This window comes from Streptomyces sp. NPDC094032 (genome assembly GCF_040303965.1).
Taxonomy (GTDB): domain Bacteria; phylum Actinomycetota; class Actinomycetes; order Streptomycetales; family Streptomycetaceae; genus Streptomyces.
In genome coordinates this window covers 34,390-58,645 of sequence record NZ_JBEOUE010000001.1, presented here as the reverse complement: position 1 = coordinate 58,645, position 24,256 = coordinate 34,390, and the positions used below count along the sequence as shown (strand labels likewise).

At 73.9% G+C, this 24,256-nt stretch carries 2 protein-coding genes; both read left to right on the top strand.

The features are described from left to right. Positions 1-41: 41 nt before the first annotated feature. On the top strand, positions 42-23,663 hold the full coding sequence (locus tag ABTZ54_RS00130; protein ID WP_351654665.1) for a WXG100-like domain-containing protein: 23,622 nt from the start codon (positions 42-44) through the stop codon (positions 23,661-23,663). Positions 23,664-23,747: 84 nt separating this feature from the next. Continuing rightward, a complete protein-coding gene (locus ABTZ54_RS00125) occupies positions 23,748-24,179 on the top strand; it encodes a hypothetical protein (RefSeq protein WP_351654662.1) in 432 nt (143 codons plus the stop codon). Positions 24,180-24,256: the final 77 nt, after the last annotated feature.

Genomic DNA, 24,256 nt, shown 5'->3' with positions numbered 1-24,256 from the left:
TCCCCTGCGAAGCCGTCCCCGCAGCAGAGGAATCCGCCGCCATGTCCATCAATCCACCGAAGGAAATCGCCGACCTTCTCGGATTCGTGACGGGCATGGAATGGCCCAAGGCGGACGAGGACCTGATGCGGCAGGTGGCCGACGCCTACGCCGCCATCGGCAAGGACCTCGCCGACCTCAGCGAGTACTGCCTGGAGCTGCTGCCGATCGTCACGAGCGGCTTCGAGGGCGACGCGGCGGACGCGTTCATCACCTCGATCAACGACCTCACCGGGCGGATCGCCGGCGGCAACCAGCTCCTGGAGGCCTCCACGCTGTCGATGGAGCTCTCCGACGCGGCCCGCAACGTGGCCAACCAGGTCGAGTACACGAAGATCATGGCGATCCTCCAGCTCGTCGAGCTGCTCGCGCAGATCATCTTCGCGATGATCTTCTCGCCGTTCACGTTCGGCGGGCTGTGGGGGCCGGTCTCGCTCTCGATGGCGCTCACCCGCGAGGGGCTCAAGAACCTCATCCTGTGGCTCCTGAGCACCATCGTGAGCCAGACCTTCATCGGCATCACCAGCGGCGTCTTCCTCGACACGGTGGTGCAGCTCTACCAGCTCTCCTCCGGTCACACGAAGGCATGGGACACCAAGCTCACCGTCGACTCCATCAAGCAGGGCGCGCTGACCGGTGTGGTCGGCGGGCCGCTGGAGATCCTGTCCCACTACGGCGGCAAGTTCATCGGCAAGATCCTGGGCGGCGGCGATCCCGCGTCGATCATCCGCAAGAAGCTGGACGACGTGCTCACCAAGGCCGACGGCGGCCTGACCGGCGGCACGAAGAACCTCACCGAGTCCGGGGCCAAGGCGGGCGGCAAGGACCTCCTGAACGACACGGCGGGCGATGTGGCGGCCAAGGCCGACGGCTTCAAGCCGGGCCCCCTGCCGGAGAAGACCCCGCTCAACGACCTCCCGGCCACGCCGCCGCCCTCGCCGCGACCGGTGCGGACGGCCGGAGGCGGGCCCCTCCCGCCGGTCGACTCGCTGCTGACCACCGAGGCCGCGCGCAAGGCCTTCGCCAAGGATCTCGGGCAGTTGTTCGGCAGCGTCAGCGACCGGCTGGAGACCGGCTTCACCCGCTTCGGCGAGGGCACCATGGCCAAGGCCTTCGCCGACCGCATGGGCGACCTCTTCCAGAAGCACCTGGCCGGGGACGGCGCGGGCCTCGCGCTCCAGAAGGAGATGCGGAACCTCGGCACCGACTTCGGCGACACCTTCCTGCGCAACTGGAGCAGGCTCGGCGCCGACCACACCGGGCTCTCCGAGGCGCTCCAGAAGGCGCTCGGCGGCCTGGGCGGCAACCGGCACCTCACGTCGCTGGCCGACGCCCTGCCCGGCCTGTTCTCGACGGCCGAGGCCCACGGGAACGCCTTCACGCAGCCCTTCCGCCGCATGTTCCTGGAGCAGAACCCGCTGCACGGCAACCCGCTGTACCAACTGGGCGGAGCGGTCGCCGAGGCGCTCAACGAGGGTGCGGAGGAGGCCTTCAGCGAGGCGTTCTACAACGTCATCTTCGAGGGCAAGGGCTTCGAGATGACCTGGGGGCCGTTCGCCGCCGGTGTGTCCATGGGGCTGCTCGGCAAGGGTCTGCACAAGATGTTCGAGCCGGCGATGATCCGGTACCAGGAGTGGGTCCTCAGCCACCAGTACGCCGACAACCCCAACGACGCGAAGTACTTCGGCATCCTGCACCCCATCAGCATCGCCTCGTTCGTGTCGAACCTGACCGGCCACCCGGCACCCTGGCCGGTGCCCCGCCCGACCGGGGGCGAGCGGGACGGCCTGGTGGTCAACGAGCTCAAGTCCATGGCCAAGTGGGTGTTCTCGCACCCGTGGACGGGCGTGTCCGTCTTCGACATGCCGCTTCCCGGGAGCGGTGGATCCCACCACGGGGCGGACGGCGGTACGGGCCGCGGTACGGACACCGGTACGGCGCCCGCACCGGAGGCGGCAGGCCCGCAGCGCCCGCGCACCGAGAGCGACGGGTCCGTGCCCGACTTCGGGCTGCCGGACGTGCCGAGCGACCCCCGCTTCGCCCAGGACCTCGACGCGGCGCTCGACCAGGTGGCGGCGGGGCTCTCGCCCCGGACGGAGACCGGGTCCCGCGACCCGTTCTCCGGGCTCTTCTCGGGCGAGGACGACGCCCCCGGCACGTACGGCGGGAGCGAGGGCGGCGGGAGCAAGAGCGACGGGAGCCTGGGCGGCGACGCGGGTGTGCCGTTCGGCACGCCGACCGCGCTGCGGGCGGACCTGCTCGACCTCCCCCTGTCCGAGGGTCCGGTCGCCCGGACCCCGCAGATCGTCACCGTCACGGACGGCCCGACCCCCGCCGAGCCCGTGACCGCCGTCGTGGAACCGGCCGCACCGGACGTACGCGGCGACGACGGGACCTCGACCGACCCCGCTCCCCCGGACCTCGCGGGCACGCAGGCCGATCCGGACGTGCCGCCCGTGCCGGAGCCGTCGGTGCGCGACATGCCCGCCGGGCTCATCCTCGGGGACAACCTCAGCCCCGCCCAGGTCGACGCGCTCCGCAAGCTGCCCAGGACGCCGGGTGTGTTCGTGGTGGGCATGCACACCGAGCGCGGCACGTCGCCGGACGTCGCCGGCACGGTCGCCGCGCTGACGAAGGCGCACGACGCGGGGCTCCTGGAGGGTGTCACCCGGCTCCAGTTCACCGGCTGCTCGCTCGGCTTCTCGCTCGACGCCACGACCGTGCGCGCGGTGATGTCCGGGCTCTGGCAGCACCGTGCGCGGACCTCGGACGGCGGCCGTTCCACCCTCGGCGATCCGCTGCGCGGCTTCGCCGCCACCGCCCCGGTCTGGTTCGTCCCCGGTGCGGAGGGCTCCGGCACGCCGGGCACCACCGGTACGGGTCACCTCGTCGTCGCCCTGAAGGTCGGCCTCACCGACGACCTGAAGCCCGCCGTGGTCTCCTCCGGCGCGCTCTGGCGCGAGTTCCACGACCAGGGCGGTCCTGACCACCCGGCGGCCGAGTCGGGCCTGCGGCACGGGCATCTGCCGGAGGACGGTTCGGCGGACCGGCCCGCGCCCGAGGGTTACACGGAGGTACGCGGGGAGGACGAGCTCACGCCGGGCGCGCGGCTCGCCGGAGCCGTGATGTTCGGCACCGACGACGGCACCCCGGACGAGGCGGGCCCCTCCGACTCCAGATCCGACTCCGACCCCAGCACCGACCCCAACACCGATTCCGATTCCGACTCCGACTCCGTCTCCCTCTCGGTGAGCATGATCGGCGGGGATCTGACCAGGGCGAGCCGGCTCACGGTCTCCTTCGACAAGGAGTCCAAGACACTCACCGCCGACGAGCAGAAGCGGCTGCGCGACTTCGCCGAGGGGCTGCTCCCCGAGCTCGCCTACCGGCACGCCCGGCAGGCGGAGAAGCTGGTGGTCGACGTCTCCGCGGGCGGCAACAGCCTGTTCTTCGCCAAGAACACCGGCGCGGAGCGGGCCCAGGTCATCGTCGACGCGCTCGACCGGCACCTCATGGACCTGACCGCGGACCGGCCGCAGTTGCGCGCGCTGGTCGACACGCAAGCCGTGTCGCGGGGCCGTGACCTGGACGAGGCCGATGAGCCCGAGCCCCGGCGCAAGGCGGACCGGCGCCGGTCGGCGACGCTGTCGACGCTGCTGGACATCCAGCCCGACCACAGCGCGCACTACCGGACCGCGGCCGGGCTCCTGTCCGACGGGCGGGTGCGCGGCGTGGACGCGGCGGACCTCACGCTCGCCGTGGCGCATGCCAAGGGCGATCGGTCGATGCCCGCGCGGTCCGACGGGCTCGACGAGGCGACGCTGGCCGGGGTCAAGCGCGGCCAGCTCGGTCTGAAGCGGGTCCACCAGCCCGTACGGCACAGCGCCACGCTGACGCTGGCCGCGGTCGACGCGTACCGGAATCTGGCGGACAACCTCGGCACGGACCACACGGTGCTGCCGAGCCCCGACCTGTTCGGCGCCCCGGCCGCCTGGAAGACCGGCGACTCGCACCGGCCGTCGCCCGACCACAACGTGGTCTTCGAGGTGGAGCCGCAGACGGCGCGGGACGCCGGGCCGATCCTCGGGCCGGGCCGGGTGGTGTTCGCGCCGGACGCCCGCTTCGAGGTGACCGGCGTGGGCCGGACCGACGACGGCCGCAGCCGGATCACGCTGCGCGAGGTCCGGCCGAAGGCCGAGCCCGGCACCGGGGCGGGCCCGTCGCTGCCGCGTCCGAAGGACGCGCCGGTCATCGGGGTGCCCGGGATGGCGTACCCCGGGCCGAGCCGGCCGCTCGACTCCACCCTCGTGTTCGACCCGGGCACGAAGCAGTACGTGTTCCGGGGGCCGAAGTACATCCACCGCGGCGAGGTCGAGGTCGAGCTGGTCGGCGACAAGCCGCACGTGCGCATGTACACGGCGGTGACCAACGAGACCCCGCTCACCGTCGATCCGAGCCGTCCGGGCCGGGCGACCTCGCCCAAGTACAAGGACATCCAGCAGAACCCGGCGGACGGCACCGTCGTCCTGAGCACGGGCGGCACGGGGGACGCGGTGATGTGGACGGGGGTCGGCACCCCGGCCCGCGCCATCGCCTGGGCGATGAAGTACAAGGCGGAGGACCCCTCGGCCAACAGGCCGCTCATCCGGTCCTATCTGGTCCCGATGGACGTCTTCCACCGGATCTCGACGGAGTCGGTCCCCGAGCAGGACGCCAAGCAGCCGGGTGCCGTCTTCCGGGGCGACGCCTCGTTCGGGGGCGCGCCGACGCCCGAGCTCACCGGCGGCCACGCCGGGTACACGGCCAAGTGGGACGCGCGCCGGGACGGGACCGCGGTCGCCAAGCCGCTGGGCGACGGCGACACCCCGAACCGTGACCGCACGATGAACACCGACCAGCCCGGTGAGCGCAACCAGTTCGGCATCCGCGGCGAGGCCCTGGAGCTGCTGCGGCGCAGCATCCTGCCGCACTCCCTCATCACGTACCACGAGGGCGTGGACGGCCCGAGCAAGGACGCCGAGGGCTCGGCGTACTCCAAGCACGGGCGCAGTGTGCATGTGAACGCCCTGCGGCGGCGGCTCGACATCCCCGACGTGGAGAGCAGGCAGCTCCAGCCCAAGTACAACCCGTGGCTCGACGGGTCCCGGCACCGCAACGACGCCGACCAGCTCAAGAAGATCTCCTCGGAGCTGCGGCAGTTCTACGTGACCTGGGTGCACTTCCAGCAGCAGCCGGCCGCACGCATGCCGCACCCGCTGCTGGACGGCACCCAGGCCGGCACGTACGACCGGCGGCTCGCCGACCTGAAGCGCTTCCTGTCCGAGCACGCGGCGCTGTTCGCCGCCGACCAGGGGCTCAGCCCCGAACTGCGGGTGCTCGACCCGGACATCGAGGCTCCCGGGCACGACCGGGCGTCCGTGGACGCCTTCATGCACGACACGGTGCTGAGCTGGGCCTCGCACGCCGAGATCGCGCACCTGCTGTCGCGGCAGGCCGACGAGGTGAGCGCGGACGGCGAGCTCACGGACGCGCCCGTGATGCACGACTTCGCCGACCGGCGGCGGCACGTCGAGGAGAACGTGCAGCTCCAGATCCGCGCCGGTGACAAGATCACCGCGCTCTGGCAGCAGGGCGCGCCGACGTACCGGATGATCGACCGGTTGATGCGCGACTACCCGGAACTGGCCCACCTGTACGGCCAGATCTGCGCGGTCAACGAGAAGTACAGCTTCTTCGAGCACGCCCAGATGGTCGTGGGCCAGTACCTGAAGCTGGCCTCGATCGACGGCGCGGACCCCGGCCGGCTGGTGCCGGTGGACGCCGTGGTCAAGGCCATCCTGTTCCACGACATCGAGAAGATGAACTCGAAGGGCATGTTCGGCGACGGCAAGAGAGAGCACGACGCCGAGCCGGAGCACCGCGGCGCGGTCGAACTGATGGGCCGGTTCCGGCATCTGTGGGGCAGCGGGCCCGAGGCGAACCGTTCCTTCAGGGCCGCGGTGATGATGGTCGACTCCGACCCGTTCGGCTTCTACTACCGGGGGCTGCACCCGGGGAAGACGGAGGAGCAGAAGCGTCAGTACACGTTCCAGTGGCTGGCGGAGGCGGCCCTGCGGCTCGACGGGCGCGACGTGGTCGTCAACCACGGCGACGGCCGCCGGATGGCCGACCTCACGGACGAGGACGTCTCGCGGGTCCAGCGCCTCTTCCACGAGTTCCACCAGTACTACCAGGCCGACCACTCGTCGTACACGAGCTACAGCAGCTACGTCCGGAAGGACCTGCTGATCTGGGACCGGCGGGGTGACGAGGCGGCCGGCGGCGGTCGCCGGGCGACGGACGAGACGTCGTCGATCGAGTCGGGCCGGACGGAGGAGTCGAAGAAGTCGAAGACTTCGGAGGGGTCCGAGCGGTCGGGCGCCACGGGCCGGACCGGGGAGTCGCGTGCCACCACCATCGGCGCGCGTCGCCCGGGAGACGACGCGGTCGACGCGGGGGCCCTGCCCGGCAAGCCGTCGTTCAACGGGCATGTGCTGCCGGCCGACGGGCAGCCCACGCCCGAGGGCAGCCGGTATCCGCTGGGCGGCGGGCCGAAGCTGGCCACGGACGCCTCGGGCGAGCCGGTGCGGCCGCTGCGCTTCGAGTTCGCCAACCGCTACGAGGCGATGTACCACGAGCTCGCGGCGATGTTCGCGACGCCGGACGCCGTGCGGCGGCACTTCCGGGAGATCGGGCAGGCCCGCCTCGATCTGGAGACCCGCCGGCTCGGCGGCGTCCCCGCGCCCCGCGGCCCGAACCCGGGCGCGGAGGCCACGGCCCAGGACAAGGGGAAGGGCAAGGGCAAGGCCGTCGAAAGCCCTGTCACCGAGAGCCAGGCCGACGACGATCTGTTCGGCCCCGGTTTCGGGCTGTTCGACGAGACGGGGTCGGAGGACCCTGCGCCGCCGGACACCTTCGGCGGTCTCCTCCCCCCGGACGTGCCCGTCACGGACCCGGTGGCGAGCCACGCCGACGCGAGCTCCGGGACCTCGTCGGACGACTCCTCGGACGGCGAGGAGATGGGATCGGCGCTGTTCGACCTGTTCGCCACCGACACCGACACGGGGACCGGGATCGACCCGATCGACGGCGCCACGCGGTTCGGCGACGACGACGAGGACGGCACAGGCACAGGCACCGACACAGGCACAGGCACAGACGCCGGTACCGACACAGGCACCGACACCGCCCCCGACGCCGTGGACCCGCTCCGGGTCCGAGAGCTCGTCGACGCGATCACGGACTCGCTCCAGGGCAACGGCGTCCATCACCTCATCGACCCCTCGACCGACCCCGCCGAGGCGGCGAAGCTGCGCGACACGGTCGGCCGCTTCCCGCGCGACGAGCGGTTCCTCACCCTCGCCACGCACGTCGTACGCCCCGACGGCGCGCCCACCTGGCGGGGCCGCCCGGTGCCGCCCGCCGAGCTCGCCGCCGTGCTGTCCGAGCTGGTCGGCAGGGGTACGTGGGACCCGGCGAAGCCGCTCCGGTTCGCCGGGTGCAACACCGGCCGCGGGCTGAACCAGTCGTACGCCGCCGACACGCTGCGCGAGCTGCGCGTACTGCGTCCCGAGGTGCCGCTGAAGGCGTACGCGCCCCAGCGCACCCTGTGGTTCGTGCCCGCGGTCACCGGGCCGCACGCCACCGACTCCACCGGACCCGGCCACAACGTCGCCGCGCTCCAGGTGGGCTGGGACGCCGACGGCAGGGCGCGGGTGCGGCCGGACCACTGGGTGGAGCTGAGCGTGGCGGCCCACCAGGACACCGTCGACGTCCGGGTGCTCGACGCCTACATGCCCGTCGACGACTCCATGCCGCCGCGCACGCTGCCCGCTCCGGAGGGCTACACGCCCCTGGAGCCGGACGGCGGGAGCCCGATCGCGGAGCTCGACGCGCAGGACACGGCCGAGTTCGGGAAGGACGGGGTGCACCGGGCGCTGTACGCCGACCCCGCCTACGAGTCGGCGGCGGTCGCGTTCGAGGAGCGGGTCGGTCTGGCGTTCGTGAACGACCGGAAGGTCGGCGAGGCCGTCGCCCAGTCGCTCCACGACCTCTCCCAGGTCCTGCACGGTGCCCACCCGTCGGCCGATCCCGACGCGCTCTACCGGCTCTTCTTCTCCGACGACACGACCGTCCCCGGGCAGACCGGGCTGCCGGAGCCGGGCAGGGCCGCCGAGGCGTTCACGCGCCTTGTGCGGTCGGGCAACCTCCGGGAGCTGATGACCGCCTTCCACAACGCGGTGACCTCCGACTCCGACCTGTCCCTGGGCAAGGTCGTCGACGAGATCGTGGCCGCGCGGGACTGGACCCGTGCCGACGCCCTCGGCCTCGACTCGTCCGTTCTCCGGGACCGGATGAACGGCGCGGCGCCCGAGGACACCCTGGCGGCGTTCCGGTCGGCGCTCGGCACGGCCGCGGGCGGGTCGGCGCGCGCGTTCGAACAGGACCTGGTCAAGGGCGGCGGCATGCTCCGGCCGACCGACGAGTGGCAGGCGCACACCGGCGAGTACGTCACCTCCGTACTGGCCCGGCGCACCCGTGGGCCGGAGCAGCCGTCCCCGCACCCGGCGCCCCGTACCCCGGGGGACTTCGCCCGGCGCGGCGCCCCGCTCAGCGGCGCCGAGCTGGCCCTGCTGCACAAGGCGGGGAGCGCGCACGGCGACGACGTGCCCACCGGCTGGCGCTCCCGCTCGGACCGTTTCGCGCTCGATGCCGACTCGGCGTGGACGCGGGAGATGAAGGACCGCGGCATCCCGGCGCTGACCGGTGTCTCGGGCACGGCGGCCAAGGTCATGAGCGCCTACCTGGCCCTCGGCTCGGGCAAGCCGGAACGTTTCATCCAGGGACTCTACGGCTGGCTGCTGCCGACCGGGGAGCACTCGCTGTACGAGGTGGTGGCGGGCGTCCGGATGTCCGGCGTGCTGGGCGACCGGCCCCAGCGCGACTACGCCGACGCCGCCGACCTGTACCGGAACATCCCCGGCCTGCCGCTCCAGTTGCTGCGGACGCTGCCGGACCTCTCGACGCTGCCGCACGAGCAGGTGTACGGCGCCGCCGTCACGGCGGGTGCCCTGTCGGAGGCGCACGGCACGATGGTCGCGGCGGCCGACATGAACCGGCGGGACTTCTCCGACGCCAGGAGCGGGCGGCGGGTCATCGGCGTCACGGAGTGGCTGGCCGCCAACGGCACGACCGCCCAGCGCATCGTCGAGACGCTGTCCCCGTCGCACTTCCTGGCCCTGGCCGTCTACACGGGCCCGGCGTACGCGCTCATCAACCCGCTCCTGAAGTACAGCGGGGCAACCCAGGAAGCCGCCCTGCGTACCGCCGTGACCTCGCTGGTCGAGAACTTCGTGGACAAGACCGTCCAGGGCCAGCCGGCGGACGAACTGCCCGCGACGCTCACCGCCCTGCCGGGCATCCTGGGCCTGCTCGGCACGCCGATGGACCGTATCCCGGCGATCAAGGAGCAGTTGAAGAGGGACGCGGTCGCCCTCGTGCCCGCCATCCGCCAGGAGATGGCGCTGCACACGCACATGGCGCTCGACGCGCTGCGGCTGCTGCCGCCGGCCGTGGGCCAGGTCTACCGGGGCGGGCGCTCGATCGGCGCCGACCCGGGCAGCACGCTGCGTTTCCTGTCGGAGTACGGCAGCGACGACGTCACGTTCCAGCACTTCGCCAGCTTCAGCACCGACGAGCAGCAGGCGAAGCACTTCGCCGCCCGTGCCGAGGCCAACCAGCTGTCCCACCGGATCCTGTGGGAGCTGAAGGCGAGCGGTCACAACGGCGTCAGCATCGCGCCGTTCTCGCGGGTCCCCACCGAGGCCGAGGTCCTCTTCAAGCCGGGCACGCGCGTGCACATCACCGAACGCCACGCTGCGGGGCCGAGCGGGATCACCCGGATCGTCGCCACCGAGGAGCCCACGGGGCTGCCGTATCTCGGCACCGGCGCGGGCCCCGGGCTGCGCAGGCTGCACGGCGACATGGCCCGGCATCTGGAGCAGCTGGGGCAGGGGCCCGTGCGCACGGCGCGCGACCTGCGCGGGCTCGCGGAGCGGATCGGGCTTCCGCCGGACCTGTCGGCGTCCGCGAAGGTGTCCGACTGGCTGAACCCCGGCCGGGGTCTCGACCGGTCCGGCACCCGTGTCTGGCACCTCGCCCATGTGACCCGCGAGGTGTACGGCGGCATGAGCCTGGTGAGCGTGCCGACGCTCAAGGCGATGCGGGCGCTCGCCGACGGGGTGCGCGTCTCGCAGCAGCTGAGGGTCGGCGAGGAGGTGCGCTACGAGCACCTGGAGAAGTTCGTCCGCACCCATGCCGGGATCGCCGCCGGCAAGCGGGTGCGGCGGGCGGACATCCAGCAGATCCTCGCGAACATCGAGTACCTCCACGGGTCGGACGTGGAGCTGAACGGGCGGCAGGTCATCGCGCTGGCGAGCGGGACCGGGCAGGGGTCGGGCGGCACGTCCGGCGGTTCGGTGCTCGGCGGCGTGCTGGCCGCCATCACCGGAGCGAAGCCGTTCGGCGAGACCGGCGCGCCGCCCGTACCCCTCACGCCCACGGCGTCGGTCCATCGCGACCCGCGGTACGCCGTGGCCGCCGAGTCCTTCGAGACCCGGCTCGGTGCCTACGCCCACGATCTGCCCGGGGCCAGGGACGCGGCGCGGAAGACCGTACTGCACCTGTTCGAGAAGCTGAGCGAGGCGCATCCGGAGAAGAGCAGCGCGGAGGTGGCGCGGGTCTTCCTCAAGGACGACCCGACCTCGGCCGGGCAGGTGGGCACGGCGCTGTCCCTCGCCGACTTCTTCGACCTCATGGAGCACGGCACGACGCGGGAGCTGATGACCGCATTCTACAACGCCGCCTACTTCAACGACTCGGCGCTGAGCCTGAAGTCGCTGCTCAACGGGATCGTGGAGGACCGGGACTGGCGGCGCGCCGAGGCGCTGGGCCTGGACCGGGACGGCCTGGAACGGCAGGGGGACTTCCTCAACGGCTGGACCCGCGCCGGGCTGCACTCGGTCCTCTCGCGGCTGCTGCCGGGCCGCGCCATGTTCGACAAGGACGTGTTCGCGACCGGCGGCATCCTGGCGCGGACCAGGGACCCGCTGCGGCAGGGCGGGGAGTTCACCTCCAGCATCTCGGCGCGCGGGCCGCGCCCCGAGGCGGAGCGGTACGACAGCCCGCACGCCAGGACGCCGCGCGACTACCGCACGCTCGGCGTCGAACCGACCGGGCGGGAGCTGGACTTCCTCCGGAGCCACCCGGTCGCCATGGAGCTCCTGGGACTGCACGCCGAGGACCTGGCCCCCGATCAGGTCCCCCGCGACACGGACGGCGGGTTCGACCTGGCGGCGCTGCGCGCCCGGGACGACGTGGTCGAAGCGGTGGTACGGACGGACACGGACGGCACGCCGACGGGCGTCACCCTCGTCACCCGGCGCCCCGGCACCGTCGACCACCCCCGCGAAGCCGATCTCCCGCCCGGCGTCGAGGGACCCGAGCTGCCGCTGAGCTGGCAGTCCGGCCGAGCGCTCAACCGTCTGAAGCAGGACAGTCCCTGGTACCAGGACGTCCACGACACGCGCGGCATGCCGGTCGCCGCCGGGATCTCCGCCACCACCGCGCGGCTGCTCAACGCGTTCAAGCTGCTCAAGGTGCCCGGCGTCGAGGACACCGCGATGCTGCACGCCCTGATGGGCTGGATGCTGCCGTCCGGCGACCACTCGCTGTACGAGATCCTCAAGGGCGCCGAGATGGCGGGCACGCTGCCCGAGCTGCCTGCGGACGCCTTCAAGGACGCGGCGACGATGTACGGCAACGTGCCGGGCATCGCTCTCGACGAGCTGCGGGCGAAGGTCGCGAAGGACGGTCTGCTGCCGCACGAGCAGGCCTCCCGGGGCTTCGACCAGGTGCCGGGGGCGGTCCCGTTCGGCGAGACCGCCGGTCCCGCGCTGCTGCCGCTGGCCGGTTCCGTGGCCTTCGGCACCGATCCGTACACCCTGTCCACGGCGCAGCGCGGGCGGCTGGAGCTCGACGAGCAGGTGCCGTCGGTGCTCCGCGACGCGCGGAACATCGACTCCCTCCTCGCCGCGTTCATCGACGGCGGCACCGAGATGCTGCTCGACGACGGCGTGTTCGACTCCGCCGACCAGATCACGGTGGCGGCGCTCCGCGAGAAGCTGGCCGACGACTTCGTGGACGACTGGATGAACGGCGGTGCCCTCGCCCGCAGGTCCGCCCCGACGCGCAAGGAGGCGGAGGTGCTCTCCGCCCTGCTGCGCACGTCGAACGAGTGGCGCGCCGGGTTCGACGAGCTCCTGCCCGGTCTGCTCTACAACATCACCGGCCTGGAGACGGTCGTGACCGCGCCCGACGGCGCCTTCCGCGGCGAGTTCGAGCCGACCCCGAACACCGTCAACCTCTCGCTGCTGCCCACGTCCGGGCAGGACGGCGCCCGGTTCGTCGCCGCCGTCGCCCCGGGCCACACCCACGCGGCACCGGCCGGCAGCTACCGGTACGGCGACACCGACGCGGACGCCGCAACGCGGGACACGTACGCCCAGGACGCCGCCGCCCCCACCACCGACGGCCCGTCGGACAACGGCGACGGCGACGCCGGTACGGCTCCGCCGTCCGCGCCCTCGGCGCGCTGGACGCCCGCCCTGGACGAGGCCCTCGGCGGGACCGACCCGTACGAGCCCCGTCCGACGGAGCGGACGGAGCGCCTGGAGCGGGAGCTCTCCGAGCTCCTCGACACGGCACCCGGCGGCACCCCGGCCGAGCGCTGGACGGCCCTGCTCTCCGACGCCGACGCCCTCGGCTCGGAGGCCGTGCGCGCCTTCCTCGCCGACGCCGTCGCCGACCTGGGCCATGTCCTCGCGGAGCGCGCCGCCGCCGACACGGCGACCGCCGAACGCGAGCGGGCACGCTACGAGCTGCCCCCGGAGCACCCGCGTACCCGGCCGGAGACCGGGGACCCCGACATCCAGCAGGCGGCCTTCGACCGGCGCGCCAACGGGAACCTGGCCGAGGGCCGCCGGATGCACCGCGCGGCCGACAGCGGCCAGGCCGAGGTCATCGAGGACCTGCCCGGCCACTCGGAGCTGAGCGTCAAGGAGGCCGCCGCCTATCTGACGGCCCTCGACCGGGCGATGCGGGAGGCCCTGGGGCGCGACCCGGGCGCCCGCGAACTCGGCGCGTACAAGCGGGCCGAGGCCGCCGCGAAGGAGATCCTGGCGGCGCACCCGCTGCTGCGGCACGCAGCCCGGGACACGACCGGGGCGGCACTGGAGCACCTGGTCCGCACCGACGACACGGCGGCCGCGCTGGACGCCCTGGTCGACGCGGTACGGGAGGCGGGGCCCCGCTCGGGCCTCGCGGCGGCGGACCTGCTCGCGCTGCCCGGCGACGGGCTCCCCCAGCTCCTCGACTTCGGCTCCAAGCACCCGTTCGGCCCGGTCAGCGAGCGCGACTGGTCCGATCCGGGGACGCGGGAGGGCCTCAAGGCGCTGGCCGGGCTGCTGGCCGGGCGCGACGGCGCCGGTCCGGCGAGCCGGGAGGGGTCGCCCTCGCCGCTGGCCGCCGGGGCCGCCGTGAAGGGCTGGCGGGCCCGCCTGGACCGGGTGCCGGTGCTCCTGGCGGAGCTGGACGCGGCGACCGGCGGGCACGGTGCGGACCGGCGCCTGCGCGAGCTGCGGGAGGCCGGCGGCCTGGCGCTGCCCCGGCGTCCACTGGCCCGGCGCGGCGGGCCCGGCGCCCGCACGGCGCAGGAGTCGGTGACGGCGTTCACCGAGGCGGCCCAGCGGTTCCGCGACACGAGGAACACGCCGGTGCCGTACGAGGTCCGCGACAACGTCCTGGGCGACGACGCCGACGGCGGGCGCCCGTTCGGCCTGGAGATCACCTTCAAGTTCCCGCTGTGGATGTCGGACGAGGCGAAGGAGCAGGCCCACCAGGCCATCCGGGAGGAGTTCGTCACGGCCGGTCTCAGCCGCAGCTCGAAGGAGTACCGCTCCGACGAGATCCTCGACGAGGGGTATTCGGAGGACGCCGACACCTGGCGCATCGAGCACGAGGTGGGCGTCGCCGGCGAGGTCGTCACCCCGGTGATGCGGGACACCCGGCAGAGCTGGGAGAACCTGCGGACCGCCCTGGACATCATCAAGCGGCACGGCGGCGAGACCCGCAACGGCATCGGCGGCCTGCACATCAACCTCGGCACGGGCGACTACGGCCCGAACGACTACGCCGCCCTGGTCAAGCTCTTCCTGTGGCGCGAGGACGCGCAGTACCGGCTCTGGCAGGACCCCAACAGCGGCCAGCACCGGGGTCTCGCCAACTGCCGGCCCAACGAGACGCCGCCGCCGCAGGGCTTCAGGTCGCTGGGCGAGGTGCGCAACCCGAGCAAGGGCCGCTACTTCGCGCTGAACATGATGAACACCGACAACCGGGCGAGCGACCGGGTCGAGCTGCGCGGCCCCGACGCGGTCCTGGACGCCGGGGTCATCCAGGCCCGGATCCGCCTCGCGCGGGCGATGGCCGACCTGGCGCCGCACCTGGACTCCGTCCTGCGGGCGGCCGACCGGCAGCCTGACCTCGACGCCCCGGAGCCCATCGGCACCCACTACGGACAACTGCGCGGGCACGGCCGCGACCTCAAGGGCGACGCCCTGCGGCAGGACGCCGAGTCCACCGTCGAGCTGCTGCGCCTGCTGTTCGACGGCGATCCCGCGGCCGAGGAGCAGATCGCCGCCCTGTACGGGAAGACGGTCTGGCCGAAGGACCTCACCCAGCGGCCCGACGCGTTCATGGGAGACCGCACGGACCGGCGGCCCCCGCCCGCCCCCGGCCCGGAGAACTCTCCCGAGAACCCGGCGCACGCGACCGACCCGGTGGTCTCGCGCGACCTGGTGGACTCCTCCGGACGCCAGTTCGGCAACGCGGTGTTCAACGACGCCGACTGGCAGATCCGCGAGGACCTGTACCGGCAGCTCCCGGACCTGGAGTGGTACGAGCAGCGCGACTCCTGGCAGCAGGGCACCGGCCGCTTCCACAAGGTGCCGTGGGACCCGAAGAACGCGTACTTCTTCGCCGGGCACGCCGACGCGGAGGGCTTCCGGCTCGACAAGCCGACCAGCGGCACCGACCTCGGACTCCAGATGCGGAGCTGGCCGTCCTTCCGGAAGTGGACGGCCGGCACGGACGCGCCGACCCCGCCGGAGCAGCCGCGGCGCCGGGCCGACATCGTGCTGGCCGGCTGCGAGTCGGACACGCACGCGCAGGAACTCGCCGACGCCACCGGGCACGTGGTGCACGCCCCGACCGGGCGGGTCGGCGTGGTCAGCGACGACCCGGCGGCGCCCTTCGACGGCGCCAAGCAGGCCGTCCTCTTCGTCCGCAGGACCTCCGACGACACGGACGGCGTGTTCAGGACCTTCCACCCGCGCCCGAAGACCTCCGAGGAGCCCCCCGGCCCGCCGGCCCCCGACCCGGGCGGCCGGTCCACGGAGTACGACGTGAAGGGGCGGGACGACGGCGCGAGCCTGGTCCGCCCGTACGGCGACCCGCAGAACGGCGACGACGAGGGATCCGTCACCCTCGCCTCGGGCGCCCGTCTGGGCGGCATCGCCCGGCGCGGCAACAACATGCCCGCCGACATCCTCGCCCTGATCGACCGGATGGAACGGCTTGGCGTCGGCGGCGACCTGTCCGGCCTCGCCGAGCTGCGCACCACGCTCCGGGGCCTGCACGACACGAACAGGCGCCAGAAGCGCACCTGGGTCGCGGGCGCGGGGCGGCCGCCGCAGGAGCCGGCCCCCGCGTCCGTCGCGCCCGTGCTCCTCGCGTACGCGCAGGCCCTGGCGTCCCCGCTGACGCCCGCGCAGGCCGTGAAGCTGGGCCTGGTGGTCGGCGACTCCGTCGGTCCGGGCGGCGCGAACCGCCCGGCGGACGTCGCCAAGGTGCGGGAACTCCTCGACGGCTTCGACCTCCCCCTGCCCTCCGCCGAGTCCGACGCGGCCGAGGCCGTCCAGGTCCTGGTGAGCGCCTACCTGGCCGGCGACCTCGCCCCCGCCGCGCACGCCGGGCGCCGGGTCTCCCTGGCCCTGGAGGGCCTGGCGGACGACAACCTGTCGATGCACTGGCAGCCCTCCGGGTTCACGGGCGCCACCGACTTCGTCCGGTGGGCGAAGGACACCGCGGCGAAGGGGGAGGCGCCCCCGCTGGGCCCGGACTCGGTGCTCAACTGCTACGAGACGGTCATGCTCGCCGCGTACCACGAGGGTGTCCTCAGCAAGGAGTGGATCGCCGAGACGTACGCCGTGCCCGAGGGCATGACGGCGGACCAGGCCGAGGCGTCGTTCCAGCGGCGCCTGGTGCAGCGGCTGCTGCCCGAGACCCAGAACATCCGGCGCTGGCAGGACGGCCAGGGCCCCCAGCCGCGCAGGGGCTCCCTCATCGTCAACGGCGCCACCGCCGACCATGTCGCCGTGGCCACCGGGGAGAGCTCCGCCACCGACGGCACCCCGGTGACGGTCGGGCTCGGCGCGAACGTCGACGACCGCGATCCCGACCGGGTGGAACGCTTCCCCCTGGGCGAGTACGACCAGGCGTCGTCCGGCGTCCTGTTCGGCGTCCCGCCGTGGGACCCGGTACCCCACGCCCCGACCCTGGACCCGTCGCTCCTGCCCAGCCCGGAGAACGGCCCGGTCCTCAGCCATCCGGTCCCGACACAGACGGAGGCACAGACGCAGGCACCGGCACAGGCACAGGCACAGGCACAGCCACAGGCACAGACGCAGCCCCCGGCACCGGCACCGGCACCGGCACCGGCGACGACCGCGCCCGCCCCCGTGCCCCGCGCCCCCTGGTACGTGGCGGACGGCGCCCTCGGTGACGGATACGTCTCCGCCGTGCGGCCGTTGTCCCGTGAGGAGGCCTCCGTCTGGCTGCTCCGCACCGGCGACACCCTCCGCCGGCTCGGGGTGCCGAACGGCACGGTGGGCAAGCTGCTCGGGCGGCTGCGGCCGCTCCTGACCAGCGAAAGCCCGGGCGAATGGCAGCGCCTCCTCCAGGAGGGGCTGTCCTTCCGCGCCGACGGCAAGCCGGTCCGGCTGACGTTCTGGCCGGAGAACCTGCGCCATTCCCAGGAGATCCCGAAGGCCGACACCCGGCCCTTCACCCGCCAGAACGAGCCGACCGTGAACCAGTCGGTCTCCCGGGACACGAGCGCCCAGTCCTCGGTCCCGCTGGACATGACGCTGCCGCTGACCGGCGCCGCTCCCCTGGCGGCCGTGGCGCCGTCCGTGCGGGTCCAGTTGTCCGGCTCGCAGGGATCGTCCCGTACGGTCAGCGTGGACACCCAGGACGCCAGCCGCACGGTCGCCGACGAGATGCACGCCTTCACGGGCGATGTACGGGTCACCCTGCGGCTCGACGACGGCTCGCCCATGACCTTCCGCGTCCCCGACCGGCTGACCCTGGCGTTCCCGCAGGCGTACAGCCCGGCGGAGCCCGCCGCCTCGGACGGCCCGCGGCCCGTCGTCGATCCGTCCGCCGTCAACACGGTGGTCTCGACGGTGAACGCGCTCGCCCCGCAGCCGCTCGTCGACCGGCTCGCCGAGCACCTCCGCAAGGCACAGGTGCCGCCCGCCCAGGCCGCGTCCTTCCTGAACCAGGTCACCGAGGACCTGCTGAGCGAGAAGGCGCTCAAGGACGGCAACCGGTGGTGGACCACGGACAGTTGGGCCTCCAAGGTGTTCACCGTCGACGCGGGGCCCAGGCGCTCGCTGGCGGGGCACTTCCAGGTGAGCGCCCGGCTGGAGACGGTGGAGCGCAAGGGCGAGACGGACCGGCCGCTGCGGGTCCGCGAGGACCTGTCCGACAGTTTCGCGACGAAGACCGTGGCCAAGTACGGCACCAAGGGCACGCTGAAGGCCGGCATCGGTCTGACGACGCTGCTCACCCCCGCGGTGGTGTCGCCGAGCGTGGAGTTCGCCGTCGGCTCCGCGCGCTCGCACCAGCTCGACACGGCCGGCTCCGACCAGACCAAGGACATCCTCCAGCACGACAGCACACCGCAGGTCGACTACCGCGCGACGGCCACGTTCCGGGTGGACTTCAAGACGCTGTCGACGCACACGATCCCGCCCTTCGAGGCGCCCGTCGTGCTCGCCCTGGGCGTGCCGTCCTCGCAGGCGGCGAAGTTCGAGCGGGCCCTGCTCGGGCCGGGGCACGGGGCTGTCCCCGCCGCGCCGCCGCAGACCCCCGCGCCCGCTCCGGCGCGGCGGCCCATGCCGGTCACCCACGCCGTCCGGGAGCTGCTGCGCCTGGCCCGCCGCGAGCCCGCCCTGAGCCATGACGCGGGCGCCCGGCGCCCGTTCCCGAGCGGCGGGATCCCCGACGTCCGGGGCCTGTACCGGATCGCGAGGCGCCACCCGGTCGAGCTGGCGGTGCCGGACGGCGTCGCCCCGCGCGGCGCGGGCTGGGACAGGATCCTGAACCACCCGAACGTCACCGTGGTGCACGGCCAGGACGGCTACTCGGTCGGAGCGCCCGGCGGAGCCCGGCGCACCCCGGCGTTCCGCTACCTCGCGGACGCCCAGGGCGCGATCGTCGGCGCCCAGCGGCTCGCCACCACCTCCTTCGAGGGTCTTTTCGGGCGCATCGGACGGGCCGACGAGGGCGGCCTGACGACCCTCGCCGACTTCCTGGCGAACCACCCCGAGGTGGGTCTGCGGGTCACCGCCGACCCGGCGTTCGGGACCGGCGACCCGGACGCGGCGGACCGGTTGGCCGAGTTCCTGGCGCATCCGCAGGTCGGGGCGCCTCATGCGGCGGGGGTACGCACCGTGCTCGACGCCCGGATCGCGGCGGACGGCACGATCGAGCTGCCGGCCTCCTTCCGGCACCCGGTCGAGCAGGTCGCGCGCAACCTCGACGTGGCTCCGGCGCCGGGCCCGGGCGGCTCGGGGATCTCCCGCCCGTACGCGTACCACCGCATGGACGACCCGGCGGCGATCGGGCACCTGGAGGACTTCGCCCGGCTGCACGGGCCGGTCCAGGTGCAGATCAGCGACGCGTACGGGGACGCCGACCGGCTGCGGACCGCGCTGCGGGACAACCCGGACGTGCATCTGCTCGACGCGCTGGGCCGGCCGCACCTGCCGGATGCCACGTTCCAGGGCTCACCGACGTACCTCCTGGTGGTCGACGGGCACGGGCGGGTCCTCGACCCCCGGCCGGTCCGGGAGTTCCCCGCCGATCCCCGGGAGCCGGTGTCGCTCGCCGCGCGCAAGGGGGTGGGGCCCGGCATCGTGGCCGAACTGCCCGGTGCCGAGAAGGTGTTGCCCGACCTGCGCACCTGGGTGGACACCCACCTGAGGGCGAGCGGTCTGGACACCGCGCTCAGCGAGGAGGAGTACGGTCTGCTCGGCCGCGAGCTGGGCGCCGCCTTCGGCGCCCCCGGCATCCGCGCGCGGTTCGGCCGGCTGCTCGGCGGCGGAGTGCCGCTGGTCCGGGACATCGGCGGCGCCGAACTGCGGGTGCACCTGCGCACCGAGCTGCGTGAGCTGCGGGGCACGACGGAGGAGCCGGAGGTCAAGATGGACCGCCGCGCGACCCGAGGCGCGAGCTACGCGGTCGGGCAGACCGACCAGTTCTCCGTGTCGGTCGGCGGCTCGACGGACGTGCGGGTGGGCGTCGGCGGCGGCTTCCGCGCCGACGTGCCCGGCGTGGACGTCTCCACCAGTGCCTCGTTCTCCTCCAAGGGCTCCGTGACGAGCAGCGTCAAGGCGTTCCACCGGGAGAAGTCCAGCGGCTCGGTCACCGCCTTCGAGTACGCGGCGGTGCACCACCTGAGCGCCACCCTGCACGACGCGAACGGCAAGCTGGTCGCGGCGCTGCACCAGGAGTACGGCGACGAGCGGACGTCCGCCGTGATCCGGGTCGCCGAGGAGAACCTGGCGACCGCCCCGCACGACCCGGTGAAGCTGGCCACCGTCGGCACCGTGGAGGTGTTCGGGGCCGCGCCGGGGCCCGGCTGGCCGGGGACCGGACGGCCGGACGCCGTCCCGCGGTTGGTGCTGCCCGCGTCCGGTATCGGCGGCCTCCATCCCGAGTTCCTCGGCACCCGGGAACTCGCCGCGGCCGTCGCCGGACTGGTGGCGCGGCGCGGCGGCGGGGAGCACGCCCCCACGCCCGCCGACACCCTGTACTCGGAGCGGTCCGGGGACGCGGTGGCCGGCGTCCGGCGCGGGGTCACGGCCGAGATCGAGGAGCTGTTCTCGTCGAGCCGGCTCCGCGCCGAGTTCGAGCAGCTGGTCGGCGAGGAGGGGGCCACGCTGGCACTGCCGCCCACGCCGGACGGGCGGGAGCAGGCACTCGTCGTCAAGCTGCGGACGGGCACGCCGGAGCACGAGACGAGCGGCACCGGGACGACGCTGCTGCACTCCGCCGAGACCGGCGCGAAGGCCGGCTGGACGACGTCCCGTGGCGGCACGGTCGGGGCGGGCGTCAGCGGCGGCTTCGGCGCGAACTTCGCCACCGGGCCCGCGGCGCCGGGCGCGGCCCCCGCGCCCGGCATGCCGGGCAGGCGCCCGGGTGCGGGCTTCGCGGTGCGCGCCGGTGTCGACGGCAGCCGTACGGCCTCGAAGTCGAGGTCCGTGGTGTCCGGCAACAGCGCGCAGACCACCGCCACGTACGCCGGGACGACCCACCGCTATCGGGCGGACGCCTACCTGGAGATCAGCCACCACACCTGGCTGCCGGGCGGGAAGTTCAAGCCGGTGGCGGACGTGGAGACGCTGTACGCCAAGGTGCACGGAGCCGTGGAGCTCACCGTGCCGCACCTCCAGGCCCAGGACCTGGGCCTGGAGGTCCCCGAGGGTGTCGGACCGGCCCCGCTGATGGGCCCGCATCCGGAGAAGGGATACGTGCACACCCATCTGGCCACCGCGTTCTCCCACGTGGAGAAGCTGGACGCGGAAGGGGTGCTGCCCGCGGTGAAGCGGGCGCTGCGCGACCTGGGGGTGATCCACGAGGCCCTCGCCGACACCCCGACGGATCTCCAGCGCGGCCTGAACTCCGTGTTCTCCAAGGAGGCGCTGCGGGCGGGCTACGCCCAGCTCAGCACCACCTCGGTCCGCCAGCTGATCAAGGTCCAGACGGCGGACGGCGGCACCCGCCGGATCGGTGTCCGGGTCACCGCGGAGGTCGGCGGGCCCCGGCACGAACGGCCCCGCGAGGATGTGCGGATCGCGACGGGCGGCGGCGGTGTCCGTTCCGTCTCCTCCTCCGCCGGATCGGCGGGGAAGACGGGCCTGTCCGGCAGCGCCAACGTCCGCGTCACCGCCGAGGGCGGTGCGCGCGGCGGGCTGAAGTTCGGCGGCGGCGCCGAGCGCGCGGGCGGGACCCGGCGGAGCGAGACCGAGACCGTCCGCGACAGCCGCAGCGCGGAGGCCAAGGACACCTCGCAGGAGTTCTCCCACCCGGTGCGCTACCGGGTGGAGGTGTTCACCGGCAGCGAGCCGCACCAGGCCGTCCGTACGGTCGGCGGTCTCCTCTCGGCGCCGGTCAAGGTGATCGACTGGGCGACGGACGGACGGGCCGGGCGCTGGTTCGACGAGAACTGGGCGGCCGACTGGAACGCGCTGTTCGGCGACGGCCACGAGCCCGCGCGCCAGGTGGACGTGGCGGGCGGGCGGGTCCACCTCCTCGTCCCCGACCACCTGACCCACGACGGGCCCAGTACGCCGACGCCCGCCCCGCCGGTCGTCGGGCACGTGCGCCCGAACGGCCCGACGCCCGTCGACACCGCCGTACGCGAGCTCACCTCGGAACTGTCCGAATCGGTCCAGGCGTTGGCCCTGCCCGGCCTCGAACGCGTCCTGCGCTGGCTCCCCGCCGCGGCCTCCCTGCCGCACCGCGTCGATGCCTCGGACACAGCCCCGCCCCGCCGCCGCGACCTGGCACCGGCGACCATGGCCGGGCTCGCCATGGACCTCATGTCCACCAGCCGCAACCTGCGGAGCAACATCGGCGCGCTGCTGAGCGAGGGGTACGACATCCCCGTGGCCGACGGCGGTTCGGTCAACGCCCGACTCGTCGTACGCCGCACCCGCCACCTGGCCAAGGGCGACTTCGAAGCCGGGATCGACACCCCGCGCGAGCGCGAGACCGAGGCGGAGCGGGAGCAGAACACCCGCGCCTGGTCCGGCCAGGTCGCCCCCGACGGCGGCGGCTACACGCCGGGCGGCCCCTACCTGGGCGCGGGCGGCCCGTCGTTCCAGGCGGGCGGCGAGACCGGCGGCGGAGGGGTGAGCACCGCGAACGGTCAGACGGCGGACGACCGGAGCCCGGTGGAGGGCACGTACCACCACTACGAGGCCGACGTGACCTGGGTCCTCACGGGACCGGACGGGACGACCGTCGAGGTCGACACGGTCGGCGGCTTCGTCGGCATGATCCACGAGACGAAGGTCGACGAGCTGGCCGGCCGCTTCCCCGCCCTGTTCGGCCCCCGCCCGGCAGACCCGCCGCCGGCGACGACGACGGATACGGATACGGATACGGATGGGGGGCCGGAGGCGGTCGCGGACGCGGACACGGCGGCCGAGCCGGGGGTTCCGACGATCGTGGTGACCCCGCCGGGCGATGAGGACGGTATACGGGAGCAGGCGCCGGACCCCGCCCCGGACCTGCCCGCCATCGTGGTGACGGCACCCGAGCCGGACCCGGCGCCCGTGGTGAGCGTCCCCGGCAGCCCCGGCGCCCCCGGGCAGCCCCCGCACCTCCGGGACGACTACGAGACGACTGCGCCCTCCCCCGCCCCGTACCGCTCGGACACGGCCCGACTGCACGTGGAAACGGCCGGGATGGACCCGGTCGAGCTGGCGCTCAGTGGTCCGGCCAAGGACTCCGGGGCCTTCCCGGTCTACCGGTCGGTGCGCCCGACGCACTCCCCCGCGCGCCCGACGCTCAAGGTCTCCGCCGACGGCCGGTTCGCGGTGGCGGAACACGGCGGCACAGCAAGGGAGTTCTACGCGACGCAGGAGCTCGTGGACGAGATCGGTGCGGCGGGGGGCCCGCGTCCGAAGGTGGACCCGGCGTCGACCGTGCGGTTCGAGGACGCCGCCGGGCCCGTGACCCTCGTGCGGGTCACGGTCGAGGGGCCGGTCGGGCCCGGTCCCGTGGTGATCGCGGGTGACCCGGACGGGCACCACGTGGTGGTCCGGGACGTCGCGCGGTCCGGCGACCAGGAGGCGCGGGACATGGCCGAGGCGGTGGAGGCCAATCTGAGGCACTACGGCGACGCGCTGCCGCGGGTGCTCCAGGAACTGACCGACGCCGACCCGGAGGGCCGCGACCCCCGCACCGTACTGGCGAAGGCGCTCGCCGACCTCCGGCGCGTCAGGGCCGACCCGGACGCGTCGCCGGCCGCCGAGGCCGACGCGCTCGCGGCCGCCGTCGCCGCCATGCGCGCCGCCGCCGGCGGGGAGTACGGGGACGACGCCGACGGCGTGTCCTTCGCCTGGGTCGCCCCGCCCGGCACGCTGGCGCTGCCGACCCTGGACTGGACGCGGTGAACCCGGCGGCGGGCGCGGGCCGTTCTCCCGGAACGGACGGCCCGCGCGCCGCCACCCCGCCACCGCACGGTTAGGACCGCCGCCATGACCGCTCCCGAGTTCCAGCTCGCCGCCGTCTTCGACCACGTGGACCCGGTCGCCGGTCCCGGCTTCGCCGAGGACCACCCGGTGGTCACGGACCCGGACACGCTCGCGCTGCTCCTGAAGCGGCTGAAGGCGGGGGCGCCGGTCCTGGTGACGCCGCTGCTGATGAACGACGCCCTGGACGCGGGGCGCACGGCGGCGGTGCCGATGAGCTTCCGTACCGACGGGCGGTGGATCTGGACCGACACCGTCACGTACTACCTGGAGGAGTACGGGCTCGCGCCCGAGCCCGGGCTCCTGGCCCACCTCCGCCGCCCGGAGGAGGCGGCCTCCGAGGGGAACGGGGACGTCACCCAGGAGACGGTCGAGCGCGCGGCGGCGTTCGTACTGGATCCGTCCCAGGCGGGCGAACCGGTCCACCTGCTCGACTGAGGAGGCGGGCGGCGGCCGGTGAACCCCGCGCGCTCACCCGCCCGTTCGACCGTGCGGCGGGTAATCCGCCGTCACCG

Excerpts from the sequence above, each read along its gene's own strand:
- ABTZ54_RS00130 (WP_351654665.1), top strand. The coding sequence starts at position 42 with ATGTCCATCAATCCACCGAAGGAAATCGCCGACCTTCTCGGATTCGTG.
- ABTZ54_RS00125 (WP_351654662.1), top strand. The coding sequence starts at position 23,748 with ATGACCGCTCCCGAGTTCCAGCTCGCCGCCGTCTTCGACCACGTGGAC.